Origin of the sequence: Novosphingobium sp. 63-713 (assembly GCF_001898925.1) — a bacterium.
In the GTDB taxonomy this organism is placed as follows: domain Bacteria; phylum Pseudomonadota; class Alphaproteobacteria; order Sphingomonadales; family Sphingomonadaceae; genus Novosphingobium.
The window spans coordinates 166,356-181,016 of sequence record NZ_MKVS01000027.1 but is presented as its reverse complement, the minus strand read 5'-3'; the positions used below and the strand labels follow the sequence as shown (position 1 = coordinate 181,016).

The window sequence follows — 14,661 nt, the reverse complement described above, 5'->3', positions numbered from 1 at the left end:
GCCCGATTGGCATGAATGACATGGCCAATCCTGGCTTTGGTGGCGCCTATGGCGCGCCGGGCACAGACCGGGCAGGACTGGGCGATCATGACGATCGCTTGCCCAATTCGGCCCAGCCGATGGGCGTGGTTCTGGAAATTTCGGGGGCGGGCGGGCTCATCGCGCTCGATCTGGAGCGTCTGGCTGAATGCGGCGCGGATGCGGACCCTTCGATTGCGCAATCGGGGCTTGTGGGCAGCCAGATCCGCATCATGGCGGGCCAGACCTGCCTGCTGGCCAGCATTCGTGACCAGAAACAGGGGCGCAGGGCCGATGAAGGCATCATCGCCACCGTGGATTTTCTGGGCGAGGGGACGCTCGATCCGCAAAGCGGGGCGCTGACCGGTTTCCGGCGCGGGGTGACGCAATATCCGTTGCCCGGTGCGATGGTCTATCCGGCCAGCACGCGCGACCTGCGCCATATTTATTCGGGCGACGGGCGCGCGGTGGTCACCATCGGCAAGGTTCACCCGACCACCACGATCCGCGCCAGCCTTTATATCGATTCGCTGCTGGGCAAGCATTTTGCGCTGCTCGGTTCGACCGGTACGGGCAAGTCGACCGCGCTGGCGCTGATTCTGCATCGGATCTGCGAACTGGCGCCTCAGGGCCATATCCTGATGATCGACCCGCATGGCGAATATGCCAGCGCCTTTCGGCAGACGGGGTTGATCCTTGACGTGTCGAACCTGCAATTGCCCTATTGGCTGATGAATTTCGAGGAGCATTGCGAGATCCTCCTTTCCAGCCAGGGAGAGAACCGGCAGGTCGATGCCGAGATCCTGGGCAAATGCCTGTTGGCCGCGCGGCAGAAGAACCGGCTGGCCGAAGCGCTGGGCGGGCGGATCACGGTGGATTCGCCGGTGCCCTATCTGATCAGCGATCTTCAGGCGGTCCTGCACAATGAAATGGGCAAGCTGGAAAAGGCGACGACCACGGCGCCCTATGTCCGGCTGAAAAGCCGCATCGATGAATTGCGGGGCGATCCGCGCTTCAACTTCCTGTTTTCTGGCATGCTGGTGGGCGATACGATGGTGGATGTGCTCTCGCGCATGTTCCGCCTGCCCTCGGCGGGGCAGCCGATTGCGATCATCGACGTGTCAGGCGTGCCCTCGGAAGTCACCTCGACGGTGGTGGCGCTGCTCTCGCGACTGGTGTTCGATTTTTCGATCTGGGCGCGCGAGGAGGATACCCGCCCCATCCTGCTGGTGTGCGAGGAAGCGCATCGCTATGTCCCCAATGAGAAGAACGCCGATGGTTCCTCGGTCGGCCGCATCCTGTCGCGCATTGCCAAGGAAGGGCGCAAATATGGCGTCTCTCTGGGGCTTGTGACCCAGCGGCCCTCCGACCTTGCCGAGGGCGTGCTGAGCCAATGCGGCACGATCCTGTCGATGCGTCTGAACAACGAGCGCGATCAGGCCTTCGTACGCGCAGCCATGCCCGAGGGCGCACGCGGCTTTCTCGATTCGATCCCCGCGCTGCGCAACCGCGAATGCATCATCTGTGGCGAGGGTGTGGGTATTCCAATGCGTGTCTCCTTCGACGATCTGGAGCAAGCCAAGCGACCCGCCTCCTCCGATCCGTCTTTCAGCCAGCTTTGGCGCCAGAGCGGCGATGATCACCAGATGGTGATGCGCACCGTCCAACGCTGGCGCACCCAAGGGCGCTGATTGACGGGGCGTTAGACGGGACGGCCACCCGCCTTGGGCGTCGCCTTGCGCCAGTTTCCGCGCAGATAGATCGCGCTGGTCATCGCCACGGCGATCACCGCGCTGAATGGATAAGCATACCAGAGCGCATTGGCCCCCAGATAGGGAAAGGCGACAAAGTAGAAGCCCACGCGCGCCGGATACATGGCCACAAACATGATGACGAGCGGAAGGATCACCGCGCCATAAGCCCGCATCGTGCCCGTCAGGATCATCATGATGCCAAACAGCACGAAGGACACGCTGACGATCGGCTGCATATGCTGGGCGATCGGGATCGACGGGCTGCCGGGCACAAGGAACATGCGCAAAAGCGGCGCATCGAAGATCACGATCAGCACGGCCAGCGTCACCGTCACGCTCTCGTTCACGATCAGCCCTCGCATCGTGATCTTGCTGACCCGCTTGTGCAGCCCCGCGCCGACATTCTGCGCCACCATGGCCGAAACCGCGCTGGCAATGGCAAAGGCGGGCATTTGCAGATAGTTCCACAATTGCATCGACGCGCCATAGGCCGCAGCGGTCGCCACGCCCTCGCGGTTGACCAGCCCGACCATCACCAAACCGGCCGAGGAGACCAGCAGCATTTGCGCGCCCATCGGCAGACCCTTGGCGATGATGAAGCGCAGCTCATCCCCGCGTGGGCGCAGATAGGCCCATTCCTCACCCCGCAGCCGCAAGGGCAGGTCGCGCGCATAGATCCAGCCCAGCATCAGCGCCGCCCCGGCGAAATTGGCTGCCGCCGTAGACCATGCCGAACCCGAAATCCCCATGGCCGGGATTGGGCCAAAGCCGCGGATCAGCAGCGGGTTCATCGTGATGTCGATCAGCACGGTCAGGATCATCGCGAAAAGCGGCACCTTGGCGTCGCCCACCCCGCGCATACCCATCGAGAGCATGATCGAAATCGACCCGAAAGGCATGGTGATGAACACCACGCGCAGATAATCGAGCGCCTCGATCCGGCTTGCCTCGGGCGTGGCCATCAGATGCAGCAGCTTGGGCGCCAGCACCGAGCCTATGATGCCGATCAGTACCGAGAGCGCCACGCAAAAGCCCATGCCCGAGCCGAAAGTCACCCGTGCGCTGTCCATGTCGCGCGCGCCGAAGGATTGCCCCACGCGCACGGTCGTTGCCATGCCAAAGCCGAACACCGTGGCCATCATCAGGAACATGATGATGTTGACATTGGCCGTGGCCGCCAGCGCGCTTTCCCCGATCAGCTTGCCCACCCAGATCGAGTTGACCGTGCCGTTGAGGGTTTGCAGCAGGTTGGAGAGCAAGGTGGGAATCGAAAACAGCAGCAGCGTTTTCAGGATCGGCCCCTGCGTCAGATCGCCCCGCATCGGGGTGGCGTGGCCATGGGGGCGCGCATCGGAAGGCGGCGCTTCTTCGGTGACAAATTCGCTCATGTGCCTCTGGTGTCGCCGGAAAGATGAATATGCAAGCGGTCTGTCATCGCATAGCCGCGCTGCAGACAAAGATCAGCAATCCATACCATCCGCGCGCGCAGCGTTTCCGGGTCGCGCCCCTCGGGCATCAGGAAGATGCGCTCGGCAGGCAGGTCGTGTTCGGCCGCCAGCGCGGCGACCTCTTCGACATCATCCGGCGTGGCGACAACGAATTTGAAGAAAGCCTTGGGATATTGGGCAAAAAAACGCAAAGCCTCGGGCCGGATGGCCAGATCGCGCGGGTTGCCCGAATGGCCCAGCTTGGGGCTGACATTATATTGCCCGACCTGCGCGGCCAGCGCTTCGGACGGCACAACCGACCCATTGGTCTCGATCTCGACCTGATAATTGCCCAGCGTAAAAAGATGATCGAGCATCCGCACCAGGGCAGGGGCCTGAAGCAAAGGCTCACCCCCGGTGATGACGAGTCGGCTTTGGCCAAAGGCGTGGATGGCCTCGGCAACCGCCGCTTCTTCCCAGACCAGTTGATTGTCGGCCCGGTCAAAGGCGATCCCGTCCTTGTGGGGCCGGTTGTCGCCCTCGAACCGCCAGGTGTAGGCCGTATCGCACCATGCACACGCCAGATTGCAGCGCGACAGGCGCAGGAAGACGCAGGGGCGCCCGATGGACGCCCCTTCACCTTGCAAGGCAGCAAAGATTTCCGGTTTGCCCGGAGTGATCGTTGCGAGTGCCAGAGTCATCGGGCCAGCATCATCCCAAACGCGCCAAGGCGGCGGCAAGGCGCGTGGCCTCGCTCTCGTGATGGGCGTGGTCGGCGCGGGCCTTGTCGATGGCCTCGGGCTTGGCCTTTTCAACAAAGGCCGGGTTCGACAGGCGCTTGGAGAGCGAATCGCGCTCCTTCTCGCTGGCGGCCAAGGCTTTGGCCAGACGCGCCTTTTCCGCCGCCACGTCGATCAGCCCTTCGAGCGGAACGATGATATTGGCGTCCCCTGCGCCCACCTGCATCGCCGCACCCGCAGGGGCCGGGGCAAAGTGGATCGCATCCAGACGCGCCAAACGGTCAATCGCCACCGGGTTGCGGGTGATGATGCCGCGCGTCGCCTCGCTGGGGTCGGGCAAATAGGCGGTGAGGCGCGATCCGGGCGCAAGACCCAGTTCCACCTTGGCCCCGCGCAGATTGCCGATGAGCGCGATCAGCCATTCGACCTCACGCTTGGCCTCGGCGTCCACTTCGGCCTGAGGGGCGGGCCATGCCGCCACGATCAATTCGCCATCGCGCGCGCCCAGCTTGCTCCACAGCTCTTCGGTCACGAAGGGCATGAAGGGGTGGAGCATGACCAGAATCTGATCCAGCACCCAACCGGCCACCGCCTTGGTTTCCTCATCGAACGACCCCTTGATCAGTTCGATGTACCAGTCGCAGAAAGCATTCCACACGAATTGGTAGATCGCGCTGGCCGCGGCATCAAAGCGCAGTTCGGCCATCGCCTTGTCAAGCGCGGCAACGGTTTCGACCACCTCGCCGATGATCCACTTGTTGACTGCGCTGGTGGCCACCGGAGCGGCTACCGAAGTGGATGCCGTGATGCCGTTCGATTGACAGAAACGCGCGGCATTCCAGAGCTTGGTCGCAAAGTTGCGATAACCTTCGACGCGCTTTTCATCCATCTTCACATCGCGGCCCTGCGATTCCATCGCCGCCATGAAGAAGCGCAAGGCGTCTGCGCCATACTGGTCGATCAGGCCCAGCGGATCGACGACATTGCCCTTGGATTTGGACATTTTCGCGCCATCGGCGGCGCGCACCAGTCCGTGCAGATAGAGCTTCTTCCACGGCACTTCCTTCATGAAGTGCATGCCCTGCATCGCCATGCGCGCATCCCAGAAGAACAGGATGTCAAAGCCCGACACCAGCAGATCATTGGGATAGTGCTTCTTGAGCAGCGGCGCGTCCTCATCGGGCCAGCCCAGCGTGGCAAAAGGCCACAGGGCGGAGGAGAACCACGTGTCGAGCACGTCGGAATCGCGGGTCAGCGTCTTGTTGCCCGCCAGAGCCTGCGCCTCTTCCTCGGTCTCGGCCACAAAGACCTGACCATCCTCGGCATACCACGCCGGAATGCGATGCCCCCACCACAGTTGACGCGACACACACCACGGCTGGATATTTTCCATCCAGTTGAAGAAGGTCTTTTCCCAGCTCTTGGGCACGATCTCGATGGCGCCGCTGCGCACCGCCTCAATCGGCTTTTGCACCAGCACGGAGGCATTCACATACCATTGATCGGTCAGCCAAGGCTCGATCACCACCCCGCCGCGGTCGCCATAGGGCGTCTGGATCACGCGAGGTTCGGCGTCATGCTCGACCTCTTCGCCTTCCTTGTTTTTGGTGATGTGCGGCACCAGCAATCCCTCGACCTTCAGCCGCGCCACAACCGCCTTGCGTGCATCAAAGCGCTCCATCCCCACGAACTCGTCCGGGATCAGCCCATCGGCCACCTGCACCACATTGGCATCGGCATCGAGCATGTTGAGCATCTGGTTCGCCGCAATCCCTGCGCGCTTGCCCACTTCAAAGTCATTGAAGTCGTGGCCCGGCGTGATCTTGACCGCGCCCGTGCCGAGCGCCGGATCGGCATGTTCATCGGCCACGATGGGGATCAGACGGCCGGTAATGGGCAGCTTGACGAACTTGCCCACCACGCTCTTGTAGCGCTCGTCATCGGGATGAACCGCCACCGCCATATCGGCCAGCATGGTCTCAGGCCGCGTGGTGGCCACGACGATATGATCGCGCCCATCGGCCAGAGTCACGCCGTCTGCCAGCGGATAGCGGAAGCGCCAGAAATTGCCCTGAACCTCGCGCGTTTCCACCTCAAGGTCGGAAATCGCGGTCTTCAGTTTGGGGTCCCAGTTGACCAGACGCTTGTCGCGATAGATTAGCCCTTGATTATAGAGGTCGACAAACACCTTCACCACCGCCTTGGTGAAATGCGGGTCCATCGTGAACTGCTCGCGGCTCCAGTCCATCGAACAGCCCAGACGGCGCAACTGGCCGGTGATGGTGCCGCCGCTCTCGGCCTTCCATTCCCAGACCTTTTCAATGAAACCTTCGCGCGTGTAATTGGTGCGCTTGTCCTGACGCGCCTCCATCTGGCGCTCGACCACCATCTGGGTTGCGATGCCGGCATGGTCGGTGCCCACCACCCAGAGCGCATCCTTGCCGCGCAGGCGCTCGTAACGGATCACGATGTCCTGAAGCGTATTGTCCAGCGCATGGCCGATATGCAGCGACCCCGTCACGTTGGGCGGCGGGTTGACGATGGTAAAGGGCGCCGCATCGGGGCGCTCGGGGCGGAACAGGTTGTTCGCCTCCCAATGGCCATACCACTTGGCTTCGATCCCGGCCGGATCAAAGGTCTTATCGAGCATCTGGGCGGTTTCTTCGGTCATGTCATTTCCAACTATTTGGCAGCGGCCTTTGCCAGCATGGCCCCCCTTTCGCAAGGGCGCACCGGGGCGGCATGTACTTAGAGGGCGAAACCGCCTCTTGCGAGGGACATGTTTTTCGCCCACAGTGTTGATTACATGGCACCCGATTGCGATTTCCTGTTGGCCACGGATGCCGATGGCACGTCCACGCTGACCCTGTCGGGCGTGTTGACGATTGCCGGCGTCGGCGCGCTCGATCATGCGATGCGCCGGGAAAAGCCGCAATTTACCAATCTCGACATTTCCGGGCTCGAAGAACTTGACACCGCCGGGGCATGGCTGGTGTGGCGTCTGGCGCGCGATGCCGGAGCGCAGGTTGTGGGCGCGGGCGAAAAGGCCGAGCGGCTGATGTCGGCGGTCAAATGTTGCAGCGGCGATGCGCCGATCGCCCCGCCGCGCGCGCCGCCCATGATCCGAATCGTGGAAACGGTCGGGCTGGTGATGATCGGCCTGTGGCAGGGTTCGGGCGCGATCCTGAGCTTCCTGGGCGCGCTGATTTGCGCGCTGGGCAATGTGATCCGCCATCCCTCGCGCATCCGCTGGACCGCACTGGTGCGCCAGACCGAGCTGGTGGGCGTCGATGCGCTGGCGATTGTCGGGCTGATGAGCTTCCTTGTCGGCGTCGTGATCGCCCAGCAGGGCGCGGTCCAGCTTCAACAATTCGGCGCCGAGATTTACACGGTCAATCTGACGGGTCGCATTTCCCTGCGCGAACTGGGCGTGCTGATGACCGCGATCATGGTGGCGGGCCGTTCCGGCAGTGCCTTTGCCGCACAGATCGGCACGATGAAGCTGACCGAGGAAATCGACGCGATGCGCACGATCGGGGTCTCTCCGATGGAGGCGCTGGTGCTGCCGCGCGTGATGGCGGCGGTTTTCATGATGCCCTTGCTGGGGCTGTATTCGGCGTTGATCGCCATTGTCGGGGGCGCCACGATCAGCGCCTTCACGCTCGACATTCCTTTCTTCAACTTCCTTGCGCGCGTGCAGGAGGTCGTGCCGCTGATCGACCTGTGGGTGGGCCTGATCAAGGGGCCGGTGTTCGGCCTGATCGTGGCCATGACGGGCTGCTATCAGGGGATGCAGGTCAAGGGCAGCAGCGAGGAAGTCGGCCTGCGCACGACCCAGGCGGTGGTGCAGGCGATCTTTGCCGTGATCGTGATCGACGCCTTCTTCGCCGTCTTCTTTTCCGAGGTAGGCTGGATATGAACGATCTGGCCATCCGCATCGAGGATCTGGAAAACCGCTTTGGCGATCATGCCGTGCATGAAGGGCTGAGCCTTGACGTGCGCCGGGGCGAGATCATCGGCGTGGTGGGCGGATCGGGGACGGGCAAGTCTGTCTTGATGCGCTCGGTCATCGGTCTTCAGACGCCGAGCCACGGCCGGATCGAGGTGCTGGGCCATGAGATCGGCACGCCCCGCGCGCCCGGCGAGGCCGATATCCGCAGCCGCTGGGGCGTGCTGTTTCAGGGCGGGGCGCTGTTCTCTACGCTGACCGTGGCGGAAAATGTCGAGGTGCCGCTGAAAGAATTCTATCCCGACATGGACCCCGAACTGCGCCACGAAATCGCGCGCTATAAGGTCAGCCTGACGGGATTGCCCGACAATGCGGCGGCGAAATACCCTTCCGAACTGTCGGGCGGCATGAAGAAGCGCGCAGGACTTGCGCGCGCGCTGGCGCTTGACCCGGAGTTGCTGTTTCTGGACGAGCCGACGGCGGGGCTCGATCCCATTGGTGCTGCGGCCTTTGACAGCCTGACGCGCGAATTGCACGAGACGCTGGGGCTGACGGTGTTCCTCATCACCCATGACCTCGACACGCTGCACGAGATTTGCGACCGCGTGGCAGTGCTGGCCGACAAGAAGGTGATCGCGGTGGGCACTATCCCCGAACTGATGGCCAGCGACCATCCGTGGATCCATGAATATTTCGGCGGGCCGCGCGGCCGCTCGGCGCTGATGGCGCGCGGCGGCGAGGCTCAAGGTCTTGGGTCCAAAACCCACGGGCTGGACAGCCCCAATCCGGCAAAGGCATAGTAGAGCGATGGAAACACGCGCCAATCATATCTGGGTAGGGGCGGTAACGCTGATCTTGCTGGGGATGGCGGCGGGCTTTGCGCTCTGGCTGGCGCATCTTTCGCGCCATGAACGCAAACCCTATGACATCTATTTCCGCCAGTCTGTCGACGGCTTGGCCAAGGGAACACAGGTCAATTACAAAGGCGTTCCGGCCGGGCAGATCACCGAGATCGAACTGTCGCCCGATGATCCCAGCGTGGTGCGTGTGCGCATCGCCCTCAACCGCGACATCCCGGTCCTTCAAGGCACCACGGCCACTATTCAGGGCAGCTTTACCGGCGTTTCCAATGTCCAATTGGCCGGAGGCAAGCCGGGGCAACCGCCGATCACGGCCATCGGCCCCGATGGCGCGCCGGTGATCCCCACCAAATTGTCGGGCCTTGGCGATCTGCTCTCCAGTGCGCCGCAATTGCTCGAACGGATCGGCGCGCTGACCGACAAGCTGTCCAACCTTCTGTCGGACAAGAACCAGAAGAATATCGAGGGCATTCTGGCCAATACCAACCGGATGACGGCCAATCTGGCCGATGCCTCGCCCCAGATGAAGCAGGTGGTGAGTGATCTGGATTCCGCGCTGGTGCAGGCCAAGGACTCGATGGCCGAGTTTCAGAAGCTGACCGCCAATTTCAACAGCCAGCTCGACGGCAATGGCAATACGGTGGTGGCCCAATTGAACCAGACTCTGCGTTCCGCGCAAGCGGCGGCCGATGCGCTCAAATCCACGCTGGGCCAGACCGATCCGGCGATCCGCCGCGTGCGCGAGGAAACCTTGCCGCAGGCCGAAGGCGCGGTGCGCGAATTGCGCGCGGCAAGCCGGGCGCTGCGTGAACTGACCGAAAAGATCGACAATCAGGGCGCCGCCGCCGCCCTCTCGCCACCCAAGCTGCCGGAGTATCATCCATGAAGAAGCGCGCTGTTTTGATCGCGGTGTTGCTGCTGGGCGGCTGCGTCAAGGTGGGCGAGGGGGGCAAGCCGCCGCGCCAGCTCTTTACCCTGCCGCCGGTATCGGCGCCTGCCGGGGCGCTGGTCACAGCCACGCCGATCACCACGCTGGCCGTGTCCGAGCCGGATACCGAGCGCGCGCTTGGGCTGACCCGGATTGCGGTGCGGGTGAATGACAGTTCGATCGCCTATATGAAGGAAGGCCTGTGGAGCGAGCGCCCCGCGCGCCTGCTGCGTAATCATATTGCGGAGGTGATCCGTGCACGCGGCATTCGCCTTGTCCTGATTGATGGCGAGGATGGCGCGCAGGCCGGGCAGCACCTTGGCGGGCGCCTGATCTTCATGGGCTATGACGACCGCACTCGTTCGGCGGTGATCCGCTATGACGCGCTGTTGACCAAGCTGGATGGCACGCTGGCCCAACGCCGGTTCGAGGCGGTGGAAAAGGGCGTCGCGCCCAAGCCGGAAGCTGTGGCCGAGGCGCTGGGGCGGATGTCGGACAAGCTGGCGGCCGAGGTTGCCGATTGGGTTGGGTGAGGGGGCGTTAAGATGCCTCCGGCGGGCAAAGGGCGGGGGCCCTTTGCAATCCCGTTATGGGGTTGTGTTTAGTTCGCCAAGGCGCGTGCTGGCCATGGTTTGTAAAGCCTGCGGCGCGGCGAAGTAGCGCTGAATGGCGCCGCAGGCTTTAAATATCGGCGCCCCTTCGCGTGAGGTTGCCCCCATCCGCAACATAGACAATATCTGGATTGCAAAGGGCTTCCGCCCTTTGCCCGCCGGAGGCAAAATCTACCCCCGCACCATCCCAACAAATTCCGCCGACAAAGCAAACGCCTTTGTCCGCTTCTCGCGGCGCTCTTCGGCCTCCCAGTCGCGGCCCCAGAGGTCGGCCTGCCATTCTTCCTCAAGGCTGGCGGCGGCCCAGAGCGCGGCGATATCCGCTCCCGGTTCCGCAGCCTCCAGCGCGATCAGCAGCGATGCCGCCAGACTGGCCATGTTGCGTAAGGCTGCCAGCGTGAACGCATCGGCATCCTCCAGTCGCGCGCGCAAGGCGGCGAGGCTTTCGGCGGGCTGGGGCTTGTGCATGATCCCGCTGATACGCTGCATCCGGATGCCGTGGCGCGCTTCGATGGCGCACAGGATCGGCTCCCACACCTCGTTCTGACGTTCGAACAGCGCGTCCTCGGGATCGGCGCGATAGCACAGCGTGTCCGTTTCGGCATAGGGCAGCAGCGAGGCGATGGCCTCGGCCCGGTCGCGCCCGACCACGTCCAGCGCATAATCGGCCATATCGCGCAGGACAAAACTGGTGGGGTCAATCTCCTCGCCCTGCGCCGCCCATTCGGCGGCCAGCGCTTCGGCCAGAGCCTTGGTCGGCACCTTTTGCGGCTGTCCGCCCACGGTGCGAATCGCGCGCCCGTCCAGTGTTACCTGCCAGGCATCATCCTGACCCTTGACCGAAACTTCCTTGTAAAACCGCTTCATTACGCCCCGTCTTGCTTCTTCCAACGCTTCACCAATAGGCTGGGGAAAATCAGCGCGTAATAGATCCCGCCCAGCAGCACCAGCAGGCCGACCAGACGCGGCAGGTCAACCTTGCCCGCCATGATCGCCGCGCCCACCATCGCCACCAGCACGCCGACAAAGCGCACGACGGTCAGCCGCTTGAACCGCGCCTTGGCCAGCGTTTCGGCGTCGATGCTCATCCCAGTAACTCCCGCAAGTGTTCAGGATCGCGCGCGACCGCATCCGCGCCCGCGGCCATCAATTGCGCCACGCTGTGATAGCCCCATGCCACCCCCAGCGCCCTCACGCCCGCGCTGCGCGCCATAACCATGTCAAAGCTGGTGTCGCCGATCATCACACTGTCCTGCGGCATGGCGGCGGCCTCGAACAGGGCGGCCTCCAGCATGGCGGGATGGGGCTTTGACGGATGGCGATCGGCGGTCTGCAGCGAGACGAAATGGTCGGACAGCCCGTGCATCGCCAGACAATGGTTCAGTCCGCGATCGCTCTTGCCCGTGGCGACCGCCATCGCCCAGCCATCGCTGCGCAGCCCGTCGAGCAGCCCCCGGATGCCGTCATACAAAGGCTCACCGATCCGCCCGGAATCGCGCGCGCTGCGATAGGCGTATTTATATTCCTCGACCAGCGCGGCCTGCTGCTCGGTTTCAAGATCGGGGCGCAGGCGGCGCATGGCAACCGGCAGGCTGAGCCCGACAATCTGGCGCACCGCCTCGCGCGAGGGGGGCGTCAGGCTTTGCGCGCGAAAGGCATCGACCATCGCGGCCTGAATGTCATGCTGACCATCGACCAGCGTGCCATCGCAATCAAACACGGCCAGTCGGGTTGCAATAGGCTGCGTCATACCAGCCCCCGCATCATCGCGGCCATCGCATGGCTCCCGGTCTCTTCCAGCCCTGCGGCGACCTGTTCGCGCAGGTCCGCGCTCTTGTTCTGCGAGAGCTTGAAGGTCGGGCGCCACGCCTGCACCTCCATCTCAAAGCCGACAATCGCGCCCATCAACTTGTCGATATAGGCCGGGTCGGATTTCTCCATCGTCCATGCGGGCGGGGGCAGCTTGGCCTCCTCCTGCGCGGACAGCGCCTCCAGCAGGCCAAATAGCCCGTCGCGGTCCATCCGGCGCACCGGCCCTTCCATTTCCAGCGCGACATAGTTCCATGTCGGCACCTGATTGGGATCCTCGCCGTACCAGCGCGGCGAGACATAGGCGTCCGGCCCGTTGACCACCGCCAGCGCCACCATCCCGTCCATATGGCGCGCCAAGGCATTGCCGCGCGCCATATGGAATTGCACCGCCCCATCGCCGGTCGAAACCAGCGGCACATGCGCCACGCGCGGACCGTTCGGCGTGGTGGCGAACACCATGCCAAAGCCGATCTCGCGGATCAGACGTTCAAACAGCGCGCGATCATCATGACGAAAGGCCGGATTGGGGTGCATTAACGCTGGCCCCGGGGGGCGGGCGGCCTACCGGAGGGCTTGCCGGCGGGCCGACCTGCAGGCTTCCCCGCAGGTTTTGCCGCTTGGCGGGGACCGGTCGGTTTCGCGCTGGGCTTGCTGCCCAGGCCCTTTTTTGGGCCGGATTTGCGCGGGGCTTCGGGTCGTGCGCCGGGACTCTTTCGCGAATCGCTCTTGCGCGAATCGTTGCGCGCGCGGCCCGTGTCGGCCCGGCCGCGGCGTTCGCCCTTGCGCTCCTTGCGGTAGTCCTTGGCATGGGCCTTGGCTGCCGCCTTCTTTTCCTCGCGTCCCCATTCGCCGGTGGGATCGGGGATATATTCGCCTTCGGATTCCTCAAAACCCAATTGCGCAAGGCTGGCGGCCATATGGTCGGGCAGGGGCGCCTCAACGTCCAGCGGCGTGCCATCGGGATGCTCGATGATCAGGCGGCGGGCATGGAGATGCAGCTTGCGGCTGATGCTGCCCGAGAGGAAAGCGTCCGGGCCGCCATATTTGCCGTCGCCCACGATGGGATGGCCGATGGCGGCCATATGCACGCGCAACTGATGGGTGCGCCCCGTCAGCGGTTGCAGCTCGACCCAGCAGCAGCGGTTGCCCGCGCGGTCGATCACGCGATAGCGGCTTTTGGAGGGCTGACCATGTTCGGATTGGTCGACCATCATCTTTTCGCCGCCCGATCCGGGCTGCTTGGCCAGCGGCAGGTCGATCAGCCCTTCGTCGATCGAGGGAACGCCCACCACCAGCGCCCAATAAACCTTCTTGGCCGTGCGCCCGGAAAAGCGCTTGGAAAAGAAGGCCGCGCTGCCCGGCGTGGCGGCGACCAGCAGCACGCCCGACGTGTCCTTGTCCAGACGGTGGACAAGGCGCGGGCGGGGGCCGCCATTGGCATAGGCGTCGAGCAGGCCGTCGACATGCTCGAACGTGCCGCTGCCGCCCTGCGTGGCCAGACCGGGGGGCTTGTTGATGACGATGGCGCTGGGGTCGCGGTGCAGCACGATGGAATCGGCCAGTTCGAGCTGCGCTTCGGTCAGCGGCTTGCGGGCGCGCACGCCCTTGCCGCCGCCGATGCCGACAATGCTGTCGCCGGGTGGCACGCGCAGGGTCTGGCCCTTGGCCACGCGGTCTTCGGGGGCGGCGCGCTTGCCGTCGATGCGGATCTGGCCGGTGCGCGCCCAGCGGCTGATCGTGGCAAAGCCGATCTGGGGCAGGTGGCGCTTGAACCAGCGGTCCAGACGAATGCCGTCGTCATCGCGGCCGACGACAAATTGGCGCACCTGATTGGAAGAAGTTTCATGATTCATAGGCCGCCCCTAGCTTATGGCGGGCCTTGCGTATAGTCCGGGGCACCTGCCCGGGCCCGGCGCGGGGCATAAAATGCGGGTGGGGTGTTGTCATCGCGCTGTTTTTGGGCTTTAGAGCCGCTCCGCGCCGTGGTTGGCGAGTCACGTTTTGGTTGATCGCAGCTTGCCTTTGACCCGCGACTCTGCTAGCGGGCCGCAAATCCAGCCGACCCCACAGGGATTCGGCGCAAGTTTCGTTGCAATCCCTTGGGTGAACCCCCGCTCGATCGAGATGGGTGGGGCTCTGGCCGACAGATATTTGAGGTGGTTCTTTTTATGCAGATTCTCGTCCGCGAAAACAATGTCGATCAGGCCCTGCGCGCTCTCAAGAAGAAGTTGCAGCGCGAGGGGGTGTACCGCGAGATGAAGCTGCGTCGCCACTATGAAAAGCCCTCGGAAAAGCGTGCTCGCGAAAAGGCCGCCGCTGTGCGCCGCGCCCGCAAGCTGGAGCGCAAGCGCGCCGAGCGTGACGGCGCCAAGTAAGCGCCTTTCGGTCTGAATAGGCCGAATCAAAAAGCCCGCTGGCCCGGCTGTCTGTGAAGATGGCCATGGTCGGCGGGCTTTTTGCTGTGCGTGTTCCAGATCATCTTGGGCAAATTCATGGTCTTTAAGACCTGTGTTGCGCTTGCACAGTCTATGGCGCGCCTGTAGGGAGGCGGCCAAGAGTTGG

At 63.7% G+C, this 14,661-nt stretch carries 14 protein-coding genes; 6 read left to right on the top strand and 8 right to left on the bottom strand.

Going from position 1 to position 14,661, the window contains the following annotated elements; all coding sequences use genetic code 11:
- Window positions 1-20: 20 nt before the first annotated feature.
- Window positions 21-1,709 carry a DUF87 domain-containing protein gene (locus BGP00_RS14865; RefSeq protein WP_292922029.1) on the top strand — a complete coding sequence of 563 codons (1,689 nt, stop codon included), beginning with the start codon at window positions 21-23 and terminating at the stop codon, window positions 1,707-1,709.
- Window positions 1,710-1,720: 11 nt separating this feature from the next.
- Here the strand turns inward: BGP00_RS14865 and BGP00_RS14860 are convergent, their stop codons facing one another.
- From BGP00_RS14860 to BGP00_RS14850, 3 genes are read right to left on the bottom strand one after another with little or no spacing between them, the layout of a single operon-like run.
- Window positions 1,721-3,160, bottom strand: coding sequence for an MATE family efflux transporter (locus BGP00_RS14860; protein WP_292691060.1), 1,440 nt, complete (start codon window positions 3,158-3,160; stop codon window positions 1,721-1,723).
- Window positions 3,157-3,900 (bottom strand): 7-carboxy-7-deazaguanine synthase QueE, encoded by a 744-nt coding sequence (locus BGP00_RS14855; RefSeq protein WP_292691062.1) that lies wholly within the window; start codon window positions 3,898-3,900, stop codon window positions 3,157-3,159. The genes BGP00_RS14860 and BGP00_RS14855 overlap by 4 nt, the downstream gene beginning before the upstream one ends.
- 10 nt (window positions 3,901-3,910) lie before the next feature.
- Complete coding sequence (locus BGP00_RS14850) at window positions 3,911-6,610, bottom strand: valine--tRNA ligase (protein WP_292691064.1); 2,700 nt, start codon at window positions 6,608-6,610, stop codon at window positions 3,911-3,913.
- A gap of 108 nt (window positions 6,611-6,718) precedes the next feature.
- Between BGP00_RS14850 and BGP00_RS14845 the strand changes: the two genes are divergently transcribed.
- The 4 genes from BGP00_RS14845 to BGP00_RS14830 are packed head-to-tail and all read left to right on the top strand — an operon-like array spanning window position 6,719 to window position 10,209.
- Window positions 6,719-7,858, top strand: coding sequence for an MlaE family lipid ABC transporter permease subunit (locus tag BGP00_RS14845; RefSeq protein ID WP_246870153.1), 1,140 nt, complete (start codon window positions 6,719-6,721; stop codon window positions 7,856-7,858).
- Window positions 7,855-8,688 (top strand): ABC transporter ATP-binding protein, encoded by an 834-nt coding sequence (locus tag BGP00_RS14840; RefSeq protein WP_292691066.1) that lies wholly within the window; start codon window positions 7,855-7,857, stop codon window positions 8,686-8,688. Before BGP00_RS14845 ends, BGP00_RS14840 begins: the two co-directional genes overlap by 4 nt.
- A 7-nt stretch (window positions 8,689-8,695) precedes the next feature.
- A complete protein-coding gene (locus BGP00_RS14835; RefSeq protein WP_292691067.1) occupies window positions 8,696-9,634 on the top strand; it encodes an MlaD family protein in 939 nt (312 codons plus the stop codon).
- Window positions 9,631-10,209: an ABC-type transport auxiliary lipoprotein family protein gene (locus tag BGP00_RS14830; RefSeq protein ID WP_292691068.1), complete on the top strand. Its 579-nt coding sequence runs from the start codon at window positions 9,631-9,633 to the stop codon at window positions 10,207-10,209. Before BGP00_RS14835 ends, BGP00_RS14830 begins: the two co-directional genes overlap by 4 nt.
- A 249-nt stretch (window positions 10,210-10,458) precedes the next feature.
- Here the strand turns inward: BGP00_RS14830 and BGP00_RS14825 are convergent, their stop codons facing one another.
- The 5 genes from BGP00_RS14825 to BGP00_RS14805 are packed head-to-tail and all read right to left on the bottom strand — an operon-like array spanning window position 10,459 to window position 13,952.
- Window positions 10,459-11,154 (bottom strand): ATP12 family protein, encoded by a 696-nt coding sequence (locus BGP00_RS14825; RefSeq protein WP_292691069.1) that lies wholly within the window; start codon window positions 11,152-11,154, stop codon window positions 10,459-10,461.
- Window positions 11,154-11,375, bottom strand: a complete 222-nt coding sequence (locus BGP00_RS14820; RefSeq protein ID WP_292691071.1) for a hypothetical protein — start codon at window positions 11,373-11,375, stop codon at window positions 11,154-11,156. The genes BGP00_RS14825 and BGP00_RS14820 overlap by 1 nt, the downstream gene beginning before the upstream one ends.
- Window positions 11,372-12,037 (bottom strand): HAD-IA family hydrolase, encoded by a 666-nt coding sequence (locus BGP00_RS14815; protein WP_292691073.1) that lies wholly within the window; start codon window positions 12,035-12,037, stop codon window positions 11,372-11,374. The genes BGP00_RS14820 and BGP00_RS14815 overlap by 4 nt, the downstream gene beginning before the upstream one ends.
- Window positions 12,034-12,633 carry an FMN-binding negative transcriptional regulator gene (locus tag BGP00_RS14810; RefSeq protein WP_292691075.1) on the bottom strand — a complete coding sequence of 200 codons (600 nt, stop codon included), beginning with the start codon at window positions 12,631-12,633 and terminating at the stop codon, window positions 12,034-12,036. The genes BGP00_RS14815 and BGP00_RS14810 overlap by 4 nt, the downstream gene beginning before the upstream one ends.
- Entirely contained in the window at window positions 12,633-13,952 is a 1,320-nt protein-coding gene (locus BGP00_RS14805) for an RluA family pseudouridine synthase (protein WP_292691077.1), read from the bottom strand. Before BGP00_RS14805 ends, BGP00_RS14810 begins: the two co-directional genes overlap by 1 nt.
- A gap of 315 nt (window positions 13,953-14,267) precedes the next feature.
- Between BGP00_RS14805 and rpsU the strand changes: the two genes are divergently transcribed.
- Entirely contained in the window at window positions 14,268-14,474 is a 207-nt protein-coding gene (rpsU, locus tag BGP00_RS14800; protein ID WP_168603737.1) for a 30S ribosomal protein S21, read from the top strand.
- Window positions 14,475-14,661: the final 187 nt, after the last annotated feature.

Bases quoted from the DNA above. Each gene is read 5' to 3' on its own strand.
- BGP00_RS14805 (WP_292691077.1), bottom strand. From the start codon at position 13,952: ATGAATCATGAAACTTCTTCCAATCAGGTGCGCCAATTTGTCGTCGGC.
- BGP00_RS14840 (WP_292691066.1), top strand. From the start codon at position 7,855: ATGAACGATCTGGCCATCCGCATCGAGGATCTGGAAAACCGCTTTGGC.
- BGP00_RS14860 (WP_292691060.1), bottom strand. From the start codon at position 3,160: ATGAGCGAATTTGTCACCGAAGAAGCGCCGCCTTCCGATGCGCGCCCC.
- BGP00_RS14855 (WP_292691062.1), bottom strand. From the start codon at position 3,900: ATGACTCTGGCACTCGCAACGATCACTCCGGGCAAACCGGAAATCTTT.
- BGP00_RS14865 (WP_292922029.1), top strand. From the start codon at position 21: ATGGCCAATCCTGGCTTTGGTGGCGCCTATGGCGCGCCGGGCACAGAC.
- rpsU (WP_168603737.1), top strand. From the start codon at position 14,268: ATGCAGATTCTCGTCCGCGAAAACAATGTCGATCAGGCCCTGCGCGCT.
- BGP00_RS14825 (WP_292691069.1), bottom strand. From the start codon at position 11,154: ATGAAGCGGTTTTACAAGGAAGTTTCGGTCAAGGGTCAGGATGATGCC.
- BGP00_RS14830 (WP_292691068.1), top strand. From the start codon at position 9,631: ATGAAGAAGCGCGCTGTTTTGATCGCGGTGTTGCTGCTGGGCGGCTGC.
- BGP00_RS14835 (WP_292691067.1), top strand. From the start codon at position 8,696: ATGGAAACACGCGCCAATCATATCTGGGTAGGGGCGGTAACGCTGATC.
- BGP00_RS14815 (WP_292691073.1), bottom strand. From the start codon at position 12,037: ATGACGCAGCCTATTGCAACCCGACTGGCCGTGTTTGATTGCGATGGC.
- BGP00_RS14845 (WP_246870153.1), top strand. From the start codon at position 6,719: ATGTTTTTCGCCCACAGTGTTGATTACATGGCACCCGATTGCGATTTC.
- BGP00_RS14850 (WP_292691064.1), bottom strand. From the start codon at position 6,610: ATGACCGAAGAAACCGCCCAGATGCTCGATAAGACCTTTGATCCGGCC.
- BGP00_RS14810 (WP_292691075.1), bottom strand. From the start codon at position 12,633: ATGCACCCCAATCCGGCCTTTCGTCATGATGATCGCGCGCTGTTTGAA.
- BGP00_RS14820 (WP_292691071.1), bottom strand. From the start codon at position 11,375: ATGAGCATCGACGCCGAAACGCTGGCCAAGGCGCGGTTCAAGCGGCTG.